Source organism: Prevotella melaninogenica, from assembly GCF_003609775.1.
Classification (GTDB): Bacteria; Bacteroidota; Bacteroidia; order Bacteroidales; family Bacteroidaceae; genus Prevotella; species Prevotella melaninogenica_A.
Window position 1 is genome coordinate 559,139 of the sequence record NZ_AP018049.1, and the last position, 16,455, is coordinate 575,593.

Sequence of the window (16,455 nt, forward strand, 5' to 3'; positions counted from 1 at the left end):
TATGGGAAGTTGAGCAACTTATTATCATGAGATGAAGGAGAGTACGATACTAATACTTGCTAAATATGATATTATAGCTTAGACTGGTGCTACTTAGGCTTATTCCTGTATAGAAAATGGCTACTTCATGACTCTAATGTATGGAGGATGAAGCAGCCTTTATAGTTTGTCTCTAATGTTTACTTCTTGAGAAGTCTAATACCTACATCGCTGATACCAGGAAGTGACTCACGGTTCATGATATGATGTATCGTGACGTGCATGGAGTCATTTCGGTTGAGGCGGAAGGAGGTAATTGCTTGGCGTATCTCGGTACTTGTGATACCTTTCTGTCCTGCTAATATTCCCTTGTCGTTAACAATCTCACAATTAATGGTATCATTGTAAGTCTTTTCACGCTTCTTACGTTGTCTGTAGTAGATTACTGTCCGCTCAATAATCATACTTATATTGCGGTATGGATAGGTCTGTGCAGCACGTAAGCAGAGGTCTAACTGATATTTGCCCTCCCATTGTCGTGGAATATCAAAAGTAAGCGTATCTTTGCGTGACCAGCCTTGTAGTGACACACTTTTATATCGGTTGTATGTGCGTGGATCACTGCATGAAGCAACACCCATGGTGATAACCATGAGTGCTATGATATATAATAAGGTGGAAACCTTATGTTTCATTCTTGCGTTCTTTCCGTTTGCTGAGGCTGTCTGCCTTCATTTCTATTGTTTTGTGAAGTACCTTCATTCTGCTGATATGCAGGACGAGGACCGTTATAAGGACGGCGATTACCATTCTGTGGACGACGGTTATCGTTTTGTGAACGTCTGTTGTCGTTTTGCTGACGGTAGTTGTCCTGTCCATCACGCTGATTACGACGGTTGTCGCGTTGTGGTCTACCACCTTGCTGTCCGTTGTTGTTGCGTGGTTGGTTGTTCTTTTTGCGCTTCTTAGCCTTATCAAATCGACTGAGGTCAGCACCAGCAAGGAGGTCAACAGGCTTCTTGGCTGGTTTTGCCTTACCATCTTCAAGGAGTGAAAGTGGCTTCTCACCACGTCGGTTCAGTTCGATAATTTCCTTTGCACGCTCAGCACTGATTGTCTCGAGATTGGCTGCAAGGTTCTTATCGGTAGAGTAGGTGCATTGACCATTAAGAATATCCGTCTTGAAGAGGTGGTATTCACCATCCATTGTCTCCAAGACAACCTCCCTACTTGGAAGTTTTCTGCCAGCCTCCATATAGTCATCAACCTCATAGTTCAGACAACACTTCAGTTTAGCACACATACCAGCCAGTTTGGTTGGGTTGAGTGAGATGTCTTGAATACGGGCAGCTGTGGTCGAAACACTGGAGAAATTCTTCATCCATGTAGCACAACAAAGTTCACGACCACATGGACCTGTACCACCAATACGTCCTGCTTCCTGTCGTGCACCAATCTGTTTCATTTCGATTCGTACGTGGAAGGCTGCAGCAAGGTCCTTAATAAGCTGACGGAAGTCGACACGTTCGTCGGCAATATAGTAGAATATAGCTTTGTTTCCATCGCCCTGATACTCTACGTCACCAATCTTCATCTTCAGACCTAAGCCTTTTGCAATCTGTCGACTTTCAATCATTGTTGCGTGTTCACGTGCTTTTGCTTCGTGATATTTCTGCATATCAACTTCTTTGGCAAGACGATAGACACGCTTGATATCGTCTGGTGACTTTACGCTTGACGACTTCTTAATTTGTAATTTAACGAGACGTCCAGTCAGCGTAACAACTCCAATGTCATGTCCTGGGTTAGCCTCAACTGCCACAATATCACCTTTCTTCAAGTCAAGGTCATTGACATTGTGATAGTATCCCTTACGTGTATTCTTGAATTGAACCTCAACAAGGTCAGTTGTTTGATTGTTTCCAGGCACGTCAGCTAACCAGTCGAATGTGTTCAACTGGTTGTTTTGTCTGCCACAACCTTTATGGCATAAGCCTCGGTCACAACCATGCCAGACCTTGAATTTCATATCTTTGTAATCCATTGATTATTTTCTATTTGTTTTTATATATATTGGAAGCCTCCATGCTTCTCTTTGATAGAGGAGTTTGGAAGGCTGTGATAAGCAATTATAAATTATATTGTACAGGTTTCAAGCATATAAGTTGTCAACTTATCCACCTGTTTACTCGTCCACTTGTCTACCTGTCTACTTCTTCAAAAGTAGTACAATGAGCTTCAATGCCATGTCGTAGAAGACAATCTTGGCATTTGCATTCTGCCCAATATCACGATTGGCACGCTGGAAGAGTTCGTTGATTTCAATGACGTTTGCCTCGTTGATGAATCGTGCAAAGTTCTTTGCGAAGTTCTCCTCTTCCAAAGTCATGTAGTTGAGTTCGGGATTTTGGAAGTTAAACATAAAGTTCTCGCGCACCTGCTGTTGGAAGTAAGTAAGCATACGACGCTCTTTTTCACGTCCATATCCAGCAACAACCTCGCTCCAACGCTTGAGATCTTTTACGTTACGGAGGTAACACAGACGCATAAGCATTTGGAACATGTTATGGAACTCACGGTTTTCATTGCCTGAGTCTAACGATTCCAATGCTTTCAACCAACTACCATTTGCGATACGAGCAATGCGGTGTGCCGCATCAGTATCAATCCCCCTTTTGTTGATGAGTGCTTGTTTAATCGCCTCATCGTTGATGCGTTTCACATCAATACGCTGTGTACGGCTAATGATGGTTTCGAGAAGTTTCTCTGGTTCCTCGCATACCATGAGGAAGATAGTACCCTGTGGTGGCTCCTCTAATAGCTTTAACAACTTGTTGGCAGAGGTGAGATTCATTCGTTCTGGCAGCCAGATGATAGACACCTTATAGCCTCCCTGACTTGATTTCAAAGCCAAAACGCGTGACAACTCGTCGCTTTCTGCACCAGTAATGATAGCCTGCTGCGTGGTAGCTCCCATCTGGTTCATCCATTGGTTCATGGTGAAGTAAGCCCCTTGCATGATAAGTCCGTGCCATTCCTTTGCAAAGTCTGTGCTTACAGGTTGGTGGTCACTACTCATACTTGGTAGCTTGATGGTCGGATAAGAGAAGTGAAGGTCGGGATGTTCCCAGTTTCGAAGCATGGCACGAGCATTTGATACGCTTGGCGATGTTGCTTCCTCAGCTTCATCACCAGCAAGTAAATAGCTGGCAAAAGCCATTGCAAGCGCCATCTTACCCGTTCCATGAGGTCCGCAGAAGAGCAAAGCATGAGGCAGACGGTCTTCTTTAACCATCTGAATAAGCCGTTCCTTCACTGCTTCTTGTCCTATAACTTCTGAAAAGTTCATCTTCTCTTGTTTTCTTTTTTATTAGCTGTTCTTTTGCAGAAGACCAGACTCTTCTAATCGCTTCATCACCTCGTGTACACTGCTTACAGCTGAAACAGTGTAGAAGTGTACGTTATTGAAACCATGTACATAGAGGTCTTTCACCTGTTTAACAGCCCATTCGATACCTAATAGGCGTGCTTCTTCATCCGAATTACATTTTAGTGCCAATCCTGCAAGCTCTTCTGGGATGTCACAATGGAATGTCTTTGGAACGACGTTCAACTGAGATAACTTTGCGAAAGGCTTTATACCCGGTATGATAGGAATGGTAACGCCAATCTTTCGAGCCTGATCAACGAAGTTATAAAACTTCTCATTGTCGTAGAAAAGCTGTGTAACAGCAAATGTTGCACCCAAATCCTGCTTCATTTTGAGGTAACGTAAGTCTTGTTCAAGGTTAGGTGCCTCCTCATGTTTCTCAGGATAGCACGCCACACCATATACGAAAGGCTTACCAGGGTGCTTCATTGTAGACCCATCAGTGAATACACCTTCGTTGAAACTGTTTACCTGTTCAATCAGTTCTGTTGTATGACTATGTCCGCCCTTTGTCGGTTTGAACATACGATCTTCACGTGCTTTATCGCCACGCAGAAGCATCAGATTTTCTATACCAAGGAACTGCAAATCGAGCAATTCGTACTCAATATCTTCTTTCGTTGCACCTGAACATATTACATGAGGGATGACAGGGATGCCGTAGGTCTGCTGAATTGCAGCAGCAATGGCTATTGTTCCTGGGCGACGACGTATGCTCTGGCGTTCCAGTAGACCATCTTCGCGCTCGTGATAGACGAACTCACTGTGGTGAGTGGTGATATTTATGAAGCTCGGATTAAACTCCTTGAGCTGATCAATATTGCGGAAAAGAGACGCTGTTCCATTACCTTTCAAAGGGGGAAGAACCTCAAACGAAAAATGTTTCTCGCCAGTCTCATCGTTCAGCAGTTGCTTTATATCTGTTATGTTGTTGCTCATTTGGCTACAAAGTTAGTAAATAAATGTGAGAAAAGGGGTAGGTTTGGACAAGTAAAACGGTAAAAGAATAAAAAGTAAAAGTGTTTTTATTCGGTTCTTCCGTTAAATGTGTAGATTGTTAATAGAATGAGACTAATCCACATACATGGTATGGTTAGCCCCCAATTAAATGGTTATATAAAGTAGAATAAATAACATGATAAATGTAATTGGGTGCGATGACTATTTGTCTTCTACAAACAACTTATTCCTTTGTTACTTGAACTTTGTAAATTATTTTCGTCCAGCTCAAAACCAATACATGCTCTTTTGGCTTTTAAAAGACGCCCAATTGACTTGCAATAGGTGCTCTTTTGAACTCTAACTAACGCCCTTTTGAAGTCCAATTAAGCACCTTTTACTCTGCTACTTTGTAACTAATTGATTTCCTTGTGGTTATAAACCTACTTCTTGTATGTACTTTTGCCGTTATTTATAGAGTTTTTATTTGAAAATATGTAATGATTTTTCAATCCTTTGCCTGCGATTTTTTGAAGTCTTAAAGTGAAAAGTTTTTCAATGAGAGAGGATGTTAATAAGATAGGTAGTTGACAGTCTTAGCCTTGTTTTTGTTTAATGAGTAACTTCGGTTCTTCCGTTAAAGCAATACGAAAAGTGTCCGCGCATTTATGCGGAAAAATCATTTATTCTTCTAAAAGTAGTAATGTGTGTAAGGGAAAAACTTGCTTTAGGTGTATTAATAAGTAGATGCATCTTCCCTGAAAGGGAAACAATGCTCGTAAAGTTGGTAATATTTCGACTTACTACTAATATATGAAAAGAATTTTTATGGCAATTATTGCCTTGACAATGGCTGTAAATATGATGGCCGGTGACTTTGTGAAAGTAAAGAACGGACGCTTTGTTCGTGGTGGAAAACCCTACTATTACGTGGGAGCAAACTTCTGGTATGGACCTATACTTGGTTCTGAAGGACCAGGTGGAAACCGTGCGCGCCTTCGTCGAGAACTCGATGAGATGCAACGTTTGGGTATTGATAACCTTCGCATCTTGGTTGGTGCAGATGGTTTGCCCGGTGTTGAGGATAAGATAGAACCTGTTTTACAACCTCGTCCGGGTGTCTATAACGATTCTATTCTTGCAGGATTAGACTATCTTTTAACTGAGATGAGTAAGCGAAAGATGGTTGCTGTACTCTATCTCACCAACTCTTGGGAATGGAGTGGTGGCTATGGTGCCTATTTGGAGTGGGCTGATGAAGGTCCAGCTTTGATACCACGTAGAGATGGTTATGGTGCTTACACAAAGTTTGCCAGCAAGTTTGCAGCTAATCAAAAGGCACATTTAATGTTCTATGAACATATACGTTTCATTCTTAGTCGTACCAATCGATATTCTGGTGTGAAGTATGTTGACGACCCAACTATCATGTCTTGGCAGATTTGTAATGAGCCTCGCGCTTTCTCAAAAGAAGCTTTGCCAGAGTTTGAGAAGTGGCTTTCAGAAGCTACTGCTATCGTGCGCAGCCTTGATCAGAATCATCTTATCAGCCTTGGAAGCGAAGGAGCCTTCGGCTGTGAGCGTGATTATAGCAGCTTTGAACGCATCTGTGCTGACAAGAATGTGGACTACTGTAATATTCACATTTGGCCATACAACTGGCAGTGGGCAAGAAAGACGCATCTAAAGGAGGACCTCAAGGCAAGTTTTAAGCATACTCAAGATTATATCGATAGTCATCTTGAAATCTGCAAGCGTATTAATAAGCCGCTTGTACTTGAAGAGTTCGGTTATCCTCGTGATGGTTTCTCGTTCTCGTTGAAGAGTACAACAAAGGCGCGCGATGCTTATTACAAGTATGTTATGGATGCTGTGGCACAGAATGCAATGAATGGTGGACTTCTTGTTGGTTGTAACTTCTGGGGTTGGGGTGGTTACGGAAAGCCTCGTCATGAGCGTTGGCAGGCAGGAGATGACTTTACCTGCGACCCAGCGCATGAGCCACAAGGATTCTACAGTGTGTATGCAACAGACAAATCAACATTGAAGATTATTCAGAAGCAGACAAAACGAATGTCTGAGATTAAGTAAAATGATATCTTAAAGCTGTTGTTTGAGCTTTGTAAAGTATAGGTTTCATAATTCTAAACCTATCCTTTACTGATCTCAAACAACATTTTTTTTATGATAGAAACTCTGATGTTCAAGTTGATGGATATATTTGTTGTTATCTATTAGCTGGAATGTTGTTAAAGGAAAGTTGAAGGGCAACATCTTAATGGGATAATATTATTCTTTTTTCCCATTCTTTTAATGAGGGATTAAAGAATGGCTTTCTATCAGTTTTCTTGGTAATCTACTGATTAAAGTGTAACTTTGCAGTACAAATGAGACCACAGGTTGGTTTCAGTATTAGGAAGTTTGAAACATCAAAAAAAGCAATAAAAATGGAAATGTTTAAGTTTAATCCTCTTTTAAAGTCTATCCTTTGGGGTGGAGAAAAGATAGTTCCTTTCAAGCATTTGACTTCTGATCAGAAGCAGGTGGGCGAAAGTTGGGAAATTTCAGGTGTTAAGGATAATGAAAGTGTTGTGTCTAATGGCGAGTACAAAGGCTGGACACTGAATAAATTAGTTGACACATTGAAGGATAAGTTAGTGGGTAAGGAGAACTATGCACGTTTTGGCAATGAGTTCCCTCTGCTTGTTAAATTTATCGATGCACGTGAGCAGCTTTCTATTCAGGTTCATCCAACAGACGAGCAGGCACAAGCACAGGGTTTGGGTCGTGGTAAGACAGAGATGTGGTATGTAATGGAAAGTAATGCTGATGCTTCTCTTCGCAGCGGTTTGAAGCAGCAGATTACACCAGAACAATACAAGGAAATGGTTGAAAATGATACTATTACTGAGGCTTTGTGTGAATATCCTGTAAAGGAAGGTGATGTGTTCTTCTTGCCAGCAGGTCGCATTCACTCTATCGGTGCAGGCTGTTTCTTGGCAGAGATTCAGGAGACAAGCGACGTAACCTACCGTATCTATGACTTCAAACGTCAGGATGCAGAGGGCAATTATCGTCAGTTACATACCAAGGAGGCGGCTGAGTGCATCGATTATACCGTCTATCCAGACTATCGCACACAGTATGAAGCACGTCAGAATGAGCCTGTAGAACTCGTTAGCTGTCCTTACTTCACCACTTCTGTCTATGACCTTACAGAGCCAATGACGCTCGATTATAGCGATTTGGACTCTTTTGTCATCTTCGTTGGACTCAAGGGTGAGGGTGAGATTACTGATGCTGAGGGCAATACTATCTCATTCCGTGCAGGCGAGAGTGTACTCCTTCCAGCTACAGCAACCACTGTTAAGGTTTCGGGAACAGTTAAGTTCTTAGAGTCTTACGTATAAATAAGCATATTAAAGACCACTTTAGTCGAGTTTTCATGCTGTTGATAAACTGCGAATAGTGGTGTAGATTGCATAAAAATAGCTCTCTTTTTCGTGTGAAAATGAGAGCTATTTTTATTTTATCGCATTGCTGTTTGGTGATTTTATTCCTTCTGTTAGTTAGTTATTAGTGTCATACTATCTTCATTATAGCGACCTTAATACCCCTATTTTTCTATCTTCAGTCGATGTGGTAAGGTACCGCACACATGGTGCTAAGGCTTAACACACATGGTGTTCATGGTAAACACCATTGGTGTTAGTAGTAGATAGCATTAAAAAGAAGCCCCCTTTCCATATGAAAAGGAGGCTCGTTATAGTTCTATAGATACTATCTTTGTTTATTCTTTTTCCTCTTTCTTATCCTCCGCAACAGCAGGTACATTTTCTGTTTCTACCGCATCACCCTCCTTCGTTACATATCTTTGCCAGTAAGCAATGATAAGTGTTGTGAGTGGTAGGGCAATGATAAGTCCGATAAAACCTAAGAGTGCGCCCCATATAGAGAGGGAGAGGAGTAGGATGGCAGGGTTGAGCCCCATTGCTTTACCCATAATCTTCGGAGTTATTACCATATCCGTAAGCAACTGTACGACGGCAAAAACAATCAGTGCAGAGGCAAAGATAATCCAGAAGTTCTGTCCTGTATCAGCAGCTTTGAGCAATGCAAGAAAGGCTGTTGGTACAAGGGCAAAGGTGTGAAGATAAGGAACAAGGTTAAGAATACCAATAAGAATACCCATGCCGATAGCTATTGGGAAATCAATAATGGTAAAGCCAATGCAGAAGAGTATACCCATACAGAGTGAAACCAATCCTTGTCCACGAATATAATTATTTAATTCTCGCTCAGCATCTTCTGCTAATCCAGCCCAGAAAGGACGTACGTTCTTTGGGAATATCTTAATCCAATTGTTAGTCAATACCTCATAATCAAGCAGGATAAAGAAGGTATAGAGTAGGGTGATACATGATGCAATGATAGAAATCACGATACTTGCCGTCTGACCTATTACAGAGAATAACTTCGGCATAGCGGTCTTAATCGTGTTTGTGAAGTCTGAACTTTTTAAGAATCTTTCTATTTCTGTCTGATTCTCCTTAATCCACTTCTGCACCATTGTTGCTATATCATTGGTGTGTGTAGTCTCATGTAGATAATGATTGACAATCGTCATAAACTTATCAACCTGATTGATCATTGGTGGAACGATGAACATGAAGATGGCAGTAAAGAGTGCTGCAACCAATATAAAGGTGATGATTATGCTCAAAGCTCTGCCTGGAATGTGGAGTTTATATTGTACAAACTTCACGATAGGATAGAGGAGGTAGGCAATTAGCCATGCTATAAAGAATGGTAAAAGTACCTCAGAAAGAGCATTGATAATAAATCCTACTGCTAAAACAGCAAGAGCAATTAATGCCCAACGTATGAATTTATCAAAGGTAATTATTTGTCGCATAAGAATATTTAGACTTTAGTATTAACTTCTTCTTGTGTAGCCTTCTTGTAGCACTCACGGCATAAAGGTTCATATTCCTGCTGCTCACCGAGCATAACACGGCGGTCGTCATCTATAAGACGATGGCTCACGTATGCCAAAGCACCGCACTTCACACAGATAGCGTGTACCTTTGTTACCTCGTCTGCAATGGCACAAAGAGCTGGGATTGGACCGAAAGGAACACCCTTAAAGTCCATGTCGAGGCCCGCAACGATGACACGTACACCGTTGTTTGCCAATTTGTTGCAGATATCAGTGAGTCCTTCATCCAAGAACTGTGCCTCATCAATGCCCACAACGTCAATGTCTGAGGCAAGAAGAAGAATGTTACCAGATGAGTCAATTGGTGTGGAATGAATCACGTTCTTGTCATGACTGACAACATCCTCGTCCGAATAGCGTGTGTCAAGAGAAGGTTTGAAAATCTCAACCTTCTGTTTTGCAAACTTTGCACGTTTCATACGACGGATGAGTTCTTCGGTCTTACCAGAGAACATACTTCCACAAATCACTTCAATGCGTCCTTGACGACGTCTTTCACCGTTATGGTTGTCTATCTTTGTCATAATCAATGCAAAGATATATAATAAAAAAAGAATAGATAAACGTTAAGCGTTAAAAGTTATTGAGGAAATGTGTTCTCTGTCTTGTTTATGGAAAAGTAAGGAGGATTTCATATTTATTTATTGTTGAAGGGTGCATTTTTTTCGTAGGAGGTAGTGTTTATTTTTTTTAATTATAACATGATTGTTACTATGTCTTTTTCCTTACAAACGGACATAATTGTTATATAAAAAAAGCTAATTTATTTTGTCCTTCTGTTCATTTACTCTACATTTGCAACCAACAATGGGAACATTATATCTCGTACCGACACCGGTTGGAAATATGGAGGATATGACCCTCCGTGCTATCAGAATCCTAAAGGAGGCTGATGTAGTTTTGTGTGAGGATACTCGTACATCGGGTATTTTGTTGAAACACTTTGAGATTAAGAATCGTCTTATGTCTCATCATAAATTCAATGAACATGCAAGTTCTGCTGGTATAGTCAATAGATTAAAGGCTGGTGAGACGGTTGCACTGATCTCAGATGCGGGAACTCCGGGTATCAGTGACCCCGGCTTCTTCCTCGCTCGTGAGGCTGCAGCCAATGGAATAACTGTTCAGACGCTTCCGGGAGCTACCGCTTTCGTACCAGCATTGGTGTCAAGTGGTTTACCATGCGACCGCTTCTGCTTTGAAGGATTCCTCCCTCAGAAGAAGGGACGTAAGACTCATTTAGAGAGTTTGGCAGAAGAAACGCGTACAATGATATTCTATGAGTCACCTTATAGAGTTGTGAAAACCTTGGAACAGTTTGCTGAGGTGTTTGGAGCTGAGCGACAAGTCAGTTGTTGTCGTGAGATTTCAAAGCTGCATGAAGAGAGCGTTCGAGGAACATTGGATGAAGTAATAGCCCACTTCAAAGAGACAGAACCACGTGGTGAGTTTGTCATTGTAGTGGCAGGAAAAGAAAAAGTAAAGTCTTCTGAAAGGAAGAAACAAACGGATAAAAAATTATAATGTATGAATAAACTATTAGTTCTCGCAGTATGTGGAGTACTTGCACTGGCATCCTGCAATCAAGGAAAGAAGTCGGCTTTGAATCCATCCGAAATACAGAATGATTCATTGCGTAATATTATCGACGCACGTGATCACGAGATTAACGATATGATGGGAACGCTGAATGATATTCAGCAGGGTTTTGCTGCTATCAACGAAGCAGAGAATCGTGTGACAATAGCTAAGAATGGTGAGGCTGCTAACAAGACAGAACAGATGAAGGAGAATATCCAGTTCATCGCTCAGCGTATGCAGGAAAACCGTGAACTCATTAAGAAGTTGCAGCAGCAGTTACGCGAGACAGGCTTTAAGGGTGATGCAATGAAGGAAACCCTCAGCCGTCTGACAAGTCAATTGAGCGCGAAGGAGACTGAGTTGAAGCAGTTGCGTGCTGAACTTGAGTCAAAGAACATCCATATTAAGGAACTTGATGAGACAATCACTGGTCTGAATACAGATGTTACTAATCTCAAGACTGATAAGGAGAACCTTACAGCAGAGAAGGAAAACCTCACCAAGGAGAAAGAGAATCTCCAGACAGAGAGCAACCAGAAGACTGAGACAATCAATACTCAGGACAAGCAGTTGAACACTGGTTGGTATGTATTCGGTACTAAGAGCGAGTTGAAGGCACAGCGCATCCTCGATGGTGGTAAGGTTCTTCAGGGTTCTTTCAACAAGGGTTACTTCACAAAGATTGATATCCGTGTTAACAAGGAAATCAAACTTTACAGCAAGAGTGCACATCTGTTGACTGCTCACCCAAGCAGCAGCTACACCCTGACAACTGATACAAACGGACAGTATGTACTCCGTATCACTGACCCACAGACATTCTGGAGCACAAGCAAATACTTGGTTATTCAGGTTAGATAATCATAAAATACAAAATAAGAAAGAGGAGATGTGTTATAACAGCACATCTCCTTTTTTATTTCTCCAAACTTACTCCAGTCTCACAATTGGATATATTCAGAAGAGGGTAACTATTTCTTCAAAAAGGTTGACGGTTTCTTCAAAAAAGGTAGACCTTTTTGGGCAAAAAGGTCTACCTTTTTTGCAATCGTGCTATCTGTTATGTCAACTTCTACAAAACCCTAAGAAGCCCCTATTGATGTGGTGTTTCGTCTTTTAGATTTACTAATTTCGTGGTAAATAATAGGCTGAGTGTGACGAAGGCTGCGCCTATTGCCAGTCCAATATACTGAACGTTGTGAAGCAAGGTAAGGATGAATTCCGATTTTGTTCCATTGATATATCTATCGAAGATAGTAGGCAGTGTGAAACTTGCAAGCGTGACAAGACAACCCAAAACAACACCAATGACAAGCATCTTAATCGACATCAGTTTGTTTTTTCGGCTCTCCGCACGTTGATATGCCTTAACTTCTTCGATGAGTTCCATCTGTCGTTGCAGTCTTTGTATAAAGGCATTGTCATCCGATAGCTGTGGATGATAGTCCGCCAGTAAGTCTTTTAAGAATTTATCTTCGTTCATCTTTCCAATAAGTGTTTAAGTTGTTCTCGTCCTCGTGAGAGTTGTTTCTTAATCGCATCCTCACTGTTTTCGGTTATCTCTGCAATCTCTTTTATCTGATAGCCCTGCATATAATAGAGCAGAATACTTGTGCGCATTGTTTCCGAGAGCGTTGCCAACGCAGTGTGTAGTTCCTGATAGCGGAAGGCTTCATCACTCTTACTGTTCCCTTGGAGCGTGATAGCCTTCTCAAGGGGTAGTTCCTGCTGGTGTTTCTGTTTGCGGCGCGAGTCGATGAAGACACGATAAGCTATTTTCATCAGCCAAGCCGAGAACTGTCCCCGTTCGTCATATTGGCTGCTGCGAAGGTAGGCTTTGATGAGAGCCTCTTGAGCAATATCGTCAGCTTCAGCACTATTGCCGCAGCATAGAGCCGTCAGGAACCAGCGTAATGTTGCCTGTTCCCGACCGACCTGTTCGACGAATTGTTCTCTTGTCATAATAACCTAATCGTTGTCTTTCAAGTTTTCCAAAGTCTTTTTGGCATTGTTGTAGGCGATTAACAACCCGCATCCTACAGCTAATGGGGCAATGCCGAATACAGAGCCTATAGGGATATATCCTTTGTCAAAACTTTGCAAAATGCTCAAAACTATAATAACCAATATGGTTGCCGCCCCTCCGATAAGGCAAATTGTTCCCCAAAGTAGTTCTTGGTGCATTTTTGTCATCAGTTGCTCTTTGTATGGTTTCTTTGGAGGGTTCAGCTTGTCGAGAAACTCCTGCACGTCAATGTCAGGATTCTTTTCAATAATAGCCGTAACAATCTCGCTTCTTTTGTCTGTTTCGTGTTGTTTGTTACGGTAAGAGAGCCAAGCCATTATGATAGGAAGAACTACTGCAATTGCTATTGGAACGAGACTTTTAATGATTGATTCTAATATTACATAATTCATAATCATTTGTTTTTAATATGTTATACATTTGGTTTTCTTTCTGAACCGATTCACTTGTATAACGTTATTGGTTTGTAAAAGGTGACATCAAAGGCGTAAATTTATTTGTTTTATGGTATTAATTGTGTTCTTGATAATGGTTCTTTTTATGCTTACAATAGCCTTTGAGCGAATTATTTTCATGAAAATAAATATTTATTGTCGTGTAAATAATTATTTTTCTTCATGAAAAGAAATATTTATTTTCATGTAAATAATTCGTTAGCGTGTAGCTATAAGAGGTTAAAAGGGCATTTATCAGGAGTTTATCTCTTACCTCTAATATTCGTAGAGAGCATCGGTAAAATCCTTCCTCCTTTCTTTCTATCTCTTTATTAACATCAGCAACAGAGGTGATGTTTTAACTTCTTTCACTCCTTAATCCCTATCTTCTCTCTTGGAAGAATCGTTGCATCAAGGTGCGACATTCTTCTTCCATAACGCCATAGGTGACGTTAGCTTTTGGGTGAAAGGCTTTGGGTGCATACTCATGATAACCTCGTTTTTCATCAGAACAACCATAGACAATGCGTCGGAGCTGTGCCCAGCCTATAGCACCAGCACACATGATGCAAGGTTCAACAGTCACATATAGCGTGCAATCTTGCAGATATTTACCTCCCAACTCATTGGCTGCCATGGTTATTGCTTGCATTTCTGCATGTGCAGTAACGTCGTTGAGCGTCTCTGTTAGGTTATGGGCACGAGCGATGATACGGTCGCGGCATACCACAACAGCACCAACAGGGATTTCACCTTCTTTATAAGCAGCTTCGGCTTCAGCCAATGCACGTTGCATATAGTATATGTCTTTCTTGCTTTGTTCTTCTGTACTCATACTGCAAAAATACGAGTTTTATTTTGATTTTACGAAAGATTATTCTAACTTTGTGCGTGAATATTAATGTACACAATTCTTGACGGGAGTGATAAAGTTTAAGGATTTTAGAAGAAGTAGGCTATACCTTTGTTTCATCCGTAAATCGATTTGATACGTATAAAGAATTATCTTATCTCCTTCTAATATTCTGAACCTCTACAACTTCTGCAAGTTGAGGAAAGAAAGACGCATGGCATACCATAACGAATTAGGCAAATGGGGAGAGGATGTGGCGGTAAGCTATCTCCAACAGCTGGGTTATGTCATTCTTCATCGTGATTGGGATTATCATCATCGAGACTTAGATATTGTCGCAATAGACAACGGAGAGTTGGTTATTGTTGAGGTAAAGACACGAAAGAATGAACAGTTTGCTGATGCCGATGAGGCTGTTACGGTACAGAAAGTGCGTTCGCTCTCGATAGCTGCTAATGCATACGTCAAGCGATATAATATCAATTTGGATATTCGCTTTGATATTATTACTGTCGTAGGGCAACCAACAGGAACCAATGAAGTGCGCCATGTGAAGGATGCCTTTCTTCCATTCGTATAAAGAATAGATTGTAAATGAAGATAATAGATGCCGTATTAGGCTTTTTCAAGCCAACAGTAGTAGAGAAAGAAAGAGAGGTGAAGGTCGTAAGACTGGATTCTGTCGATAGTACAAATGCCTACCTTCGCACTTACACACCTGCTGAAGATGAGCCAATGACAGTCGTTGTTGCCGATTATCAGACAGCAGGAAAAGGGCAGGGGACGAACACTTGGGAGAGTGAAGCTGGTAAGAACCTGCTGTTTTCAGTACTTGTTCATCCAACGATGCTGCCTGTTCGTAGTCAGTTCCTACTCTCGGAAGCTGGTGCTTTGGCACTGAAAGAAGCTTTAACAGACTATGTGAAAGACGATATCCGTCTGAAATGGCCAAATGACATCTATTGGAAAGATAATAAACTGAGCGGAACACTGATTGAAACAAAGCTCGCTGCGGGACGTATAAAAGACTGTGTCTTCGGTGTGGGACTGAATGTAAATCAGGAAACGTTCCAGAGTGATGCTCCTAATCCCGTTTCTCTCTGCCAGATTTTAGGGCATGAGGTTGACAAAGAAGAACTGCTGAATAAGATTATTAAGAAGTTCTCAGAACTCTATCAGCTGTTAGAGATGGGCGGATATAATGATATCAGTGCAATGTATCACGAAGCCTTGTATCGTCGTGGAGGTTTTCATAAGTTCTGTGATGCTGATGGTGAGTTTGAAGGCGCTATCGTTGAAGTAGAAGACGATGGGCATCTCATCCTCCGTGACAGCAAGGGTATGGTTCGTGAATATCAATTTAAAGAAGTAGAATTTATTATATAATAAGGTCTATGGGGAGGTCAAGGACCCCCCTCAATTCCTTTAATACCAAAAATAATGGCAAGATTTAAAAGAATTCTCTTGAAACTTTCGGGTGAGAGTTTGATGGGAAAGCAGGGCTTCGGTATCGACCCTGAGCGTCTTAGCGATTATGCTAAGCAGATTAAGGAAGTACATGAAATGGGTGTACAGATTGGTATTGTAATCGGTGGCGGTAACATCTTCCGTGGTTTGAGCGGTAGCCAAAAAGGCTTCGATCGTGTAAAAGGCGACCAGATGGGTATGTGTGCAACCGTTATCAACTCTCTTGCGCTTAGTTCAGCACTTGAGGCAATCGGTGTGAAAGCTAAGGTCTTGACTGCTATTCGTATGGAACCTATCGGCGAGTTCTATAGCAAGTGGAAGGCTATCGAGGCTATGGAAGCAGGTTATGTTTGTATCTTCTCAGCTGGTACTGGTAGTCCTTACTTTACAACTGACACTGGTTCAAGCTTGCGTGGTATTGAGATTGAGGCGGACGTAATGCTTAAGGGTACACGTGTAGATGGTATATATACAGCCGATCCAGAGAAAGACCCAACGGCAACAAAGTTCTCTGATATTACATACGATGAGATTTATACAAAGGGTCTTAAGGTAATGGACCTCACGGCAACGACTATGTGTAAGGAGAATGACCTACCTATTTATGTCTTCAATATGGACGTTGTCGGTAATCTGAAGAAGGTTATGGACGGTGAAGATATTGGTACATTGGTGCACAATTAAGCCTGATAGTATTTAAACTAATATTTGTTGCAGCAGGTAGGTGACTATCTGTCTGCAACAACA

Annotated in this window: 17 protein-coding genes; 7 read left to right on the forward strand and 10 right to left on the reverse strand. The window is 41.4% G+C overall.

The genetic code is table 11. The features are described from left to right. Positions 1 to 179: 179 nt before the first annotated feature. The 4 genes from PMEL_RS02250 to PMEL_RS02265 form a co-directional block, all read right to left on the reverse strand. Entirely contained in the window at positions 180 to 674 is a 495-nt protein-coding gene (locus tag PMEL_RS02250) for a gliding motility lipoprotein GldH (protein ID WP_120173772.1), read from the reverse strand. Beyond that, positions 671 to 2,023, reverse strand: coding sequence for a stage 0 sporulation family protein (gene ricT / locus PMEL_RS02255; RefSeq protein WP_120173773.1), 1,353 nt, complete (start codon positions 2,021 to 2,023; stop codon positions 671 to 673). The genes PMEL_RS02250 and ricT overlap by 4 nt, the downstream gene beginning before the upstream one ends. 165 nt (positions 2,024 to 2,188) lie before the next feature. After that, the gene (locus PMEL_RS02260) at positions 2,189 to 3,328 is read right to left on the reverse strand and encodes an ATP-binding protein (RefSeq protein WP_120173774.1); all 1,140 of its coding nucleotides are present in this window, start codon (positions 3,326 to 3,328) and stop codon (positions 2,189 to 2,191) included. Positions 3,329 to 3,349: 21 nt separating this feature from the next. Next, the gene (locus tag PMEL_RS02265; protein WP_120173775.1) at positions 3,350 to 4,348 is read right to left on the reverse strand and encodes a methylenetetrahydrofolate reductase; all 999 of its coding nucleotides are present in this window, start codon (positions 4,346 to 4,348) and stop codon (positions 3,350 to 3,352) included. Between the two features lie 813 nt (positions 4,349 to 5,161). Between PMEL_RS02265 and PMEL_RS02270 the strand changes: the two genes are divergently transcribed. Further along, positions 5,162 to 6,439, forward strand: a complete 1,278-nt coding sequence (locus tag PMEL_RS02270; protein ID WP_172586733.1) for a glycoside hydrolase 5 family protein — start codon at positions 5,162 to 5,164, stop codon at positions 6,437 to 6,439. A 356-nt stretch (positions 6,440 to 6,795) separates the two neighbouring features. Next, complete coding sequence (locus tag PMEL_RS02275) at positions 6,796 to 7,758, forward strand: type I phosphomannose isomerase catalytic subunit (protein ID WP_120174613.1); 963 nt, start codon at positions 6,796 to 6,798, stop codon at positions 7,756 to 7,758. Positions 7,759 to 8,138: 380 nt separating this feature from the next. Here the strand turns inward: PMEL_RS02275 and PMEL_RS02280 are convergent, their stop codons facing one another. Beyond that, positions 8,139 to 9,263, reverse strand: a complete 1,125-nt coding sequence (locus PMEL_RS02280) for an AI-2E family transporter (protein ID WP_120173777.1) — start codon at positions 9,261 to 9,263, stop codon at positions 8,139 to 8,141. Between the two features lie 8 nt (positions 9,264 to 9,271). Continuing rightward, on the reverse strand, positions 9,272 to 9,871 hold the full coding sequence (locus PMEL_RS02285; RefSeq protein WP_120173778.1) for a thymidine kinase: 600 nt from the start codon (positions 9,869 to 9,871) through the stop codon (positions 9,272 to 9,274). 283 nt (positions 9,872 to 10,154) lie between these two features. On the opposite strand from PMEL_RS02285, the gene rsmI reads away from it, so the two are divergent. Both rsmI and PMEL_RS02295 read left to right on the forward strand, forming a co-directional pair. Beyond that, complete coding sequence (rsmI, locus tag PMEL_RS02290; RefSeq protein WP_120173779.1) at positions 10,155 to 10,871, forward strand: 16S rRNA (cytidine(1402)-2'-O)-methyltransferase; 717 nt, start codon at positions 10,155 to 10,157, stop codon at positions 10,869 to 10,871. A gap of 3 nt (positions 10,872 to 10,874) precedes the next feature. Continuing rightward, positions 10,875 to 11,789: a hypothetical protein gene (locus PMEL_RS02295; RefSeq protein ID WP_120173780.1), complete on the forward strand. Its 915-nt coding sequence runs from the start codon at positions 10,875 to 10,877 to the stop codon at positions 11,787 to 11,789. Positions 11,790 to 12,021: 232 nt separating this feature from the next. On the opposite strand, the gene PMEL_RS02300 is transcribed toward PMEL_RS02295, so the two are convergent. The 4 genes from PMEL_RS02300 to PMEL_RS02315 all read right to left on the reverse strand — a co-directional run bounded on the left by PMEL_RS02300 (position 12,022) and on the right by PMEL_RS02315 (position 14,223). Beyond that, complete coding sequence (locus PMEL_RS02300; protein ID WP_120173781.1) at positions 12,022 to 12,411, reverse strand: YlbF family regulator; 390 nt, start codon at positions 12,409 to 12,411, stop codon at positions 12,022 to 12,024. Beyond that, positions 12,408 to 12,890 carry an RNA polymerase sigma factor gene (locus PMEL_RS02305; RefSeq protein WP_120173782.1) on the reverse strand — a complete coding sequence of 161 codons (483 nt, stop codon included), beginning with the start codon at positions 12,888 to 12,890 and terminating at the stop codon, positions 12,408 to 12,410. The genes PMEL_RS02300 and PMEL_RS02305 overlap by 4 nt, the downstream gene beginning before the upstream one ends. A 6-nt stretch (positions 12,891 to 12,896) precedes the next feature. Continuing rightward, positions 12,897 to 13,352 carry a hypothetical protein gene (locus PMEL_RS02310; protein WP_120173783.1) on the reverse strand — a complete coding sequence of 152 codons (456 nt, stop codon included), beginning with the start codon at positions 13,350 to 13,352 and terminating at the stop codon, positions 12,897 to 12,899. Positions 13,353 to 13,770: 418 nt separating this feature from the next. Continuing rightward, positions 13,771 to 14,223: a nucleoside deaminase gene (locus PMEL_RS02315; protein WP_120173784.1), complete on the reverse strand. Its 453-nt coding sequence runs from the start codon at positions 14,221 to 14,223 to the stop codon at positions 13,771 to 13,773. A 232-nt stretch (positions 14,224 to 14,455) separates the two neighbouring features. Between PMEL_RS02315 and PMEL_RS02320 the strand changes: the two genes are divergently transcribed. From PMEL_RS02320 to pyrH, 3 genes are read left to right on the forward strand one after another with little or no spacing between them, the layout of a single operon-like run. After that, complete coding sequence (locus PMEL_RS02320) at positions 14,456 to 14,821, forward strand: YraN family protein (RefSeq protein ID WP_120173785.1); 366 nt, start codon at positions 14,456 to 14,458, stop codon at positions 14,819 to 14,821. Between the two features lie 14 nt (positions 14,822 to 14,835). Then, a complete protein-coding gene (locus PMEL_RS02325; protein WP_120173786.1) occupies positions 14,836 to 15,627 on the forward strand; it encodes a biotin--[acetyl-CoA-carboxylase] ligase in 792 nt (263 codons plus the stop codon). 54 nt (positions 15,628 to 15,681) lie between these two features. Continuing rightward, complete coding sequence (gene pyrH, locus PMEL_RS02330; RefSeq protein WP_025837978.1) at positions 15,682 to 16,392, forward strand: UMP kinase; 711 nt, start codon at positions 15,682 to 15,684, stop codon at positions 16,390 to 16,392. The last annotated feature ends 63 nt before the right edge of the window (positions 16,393 to 16,455 follow it).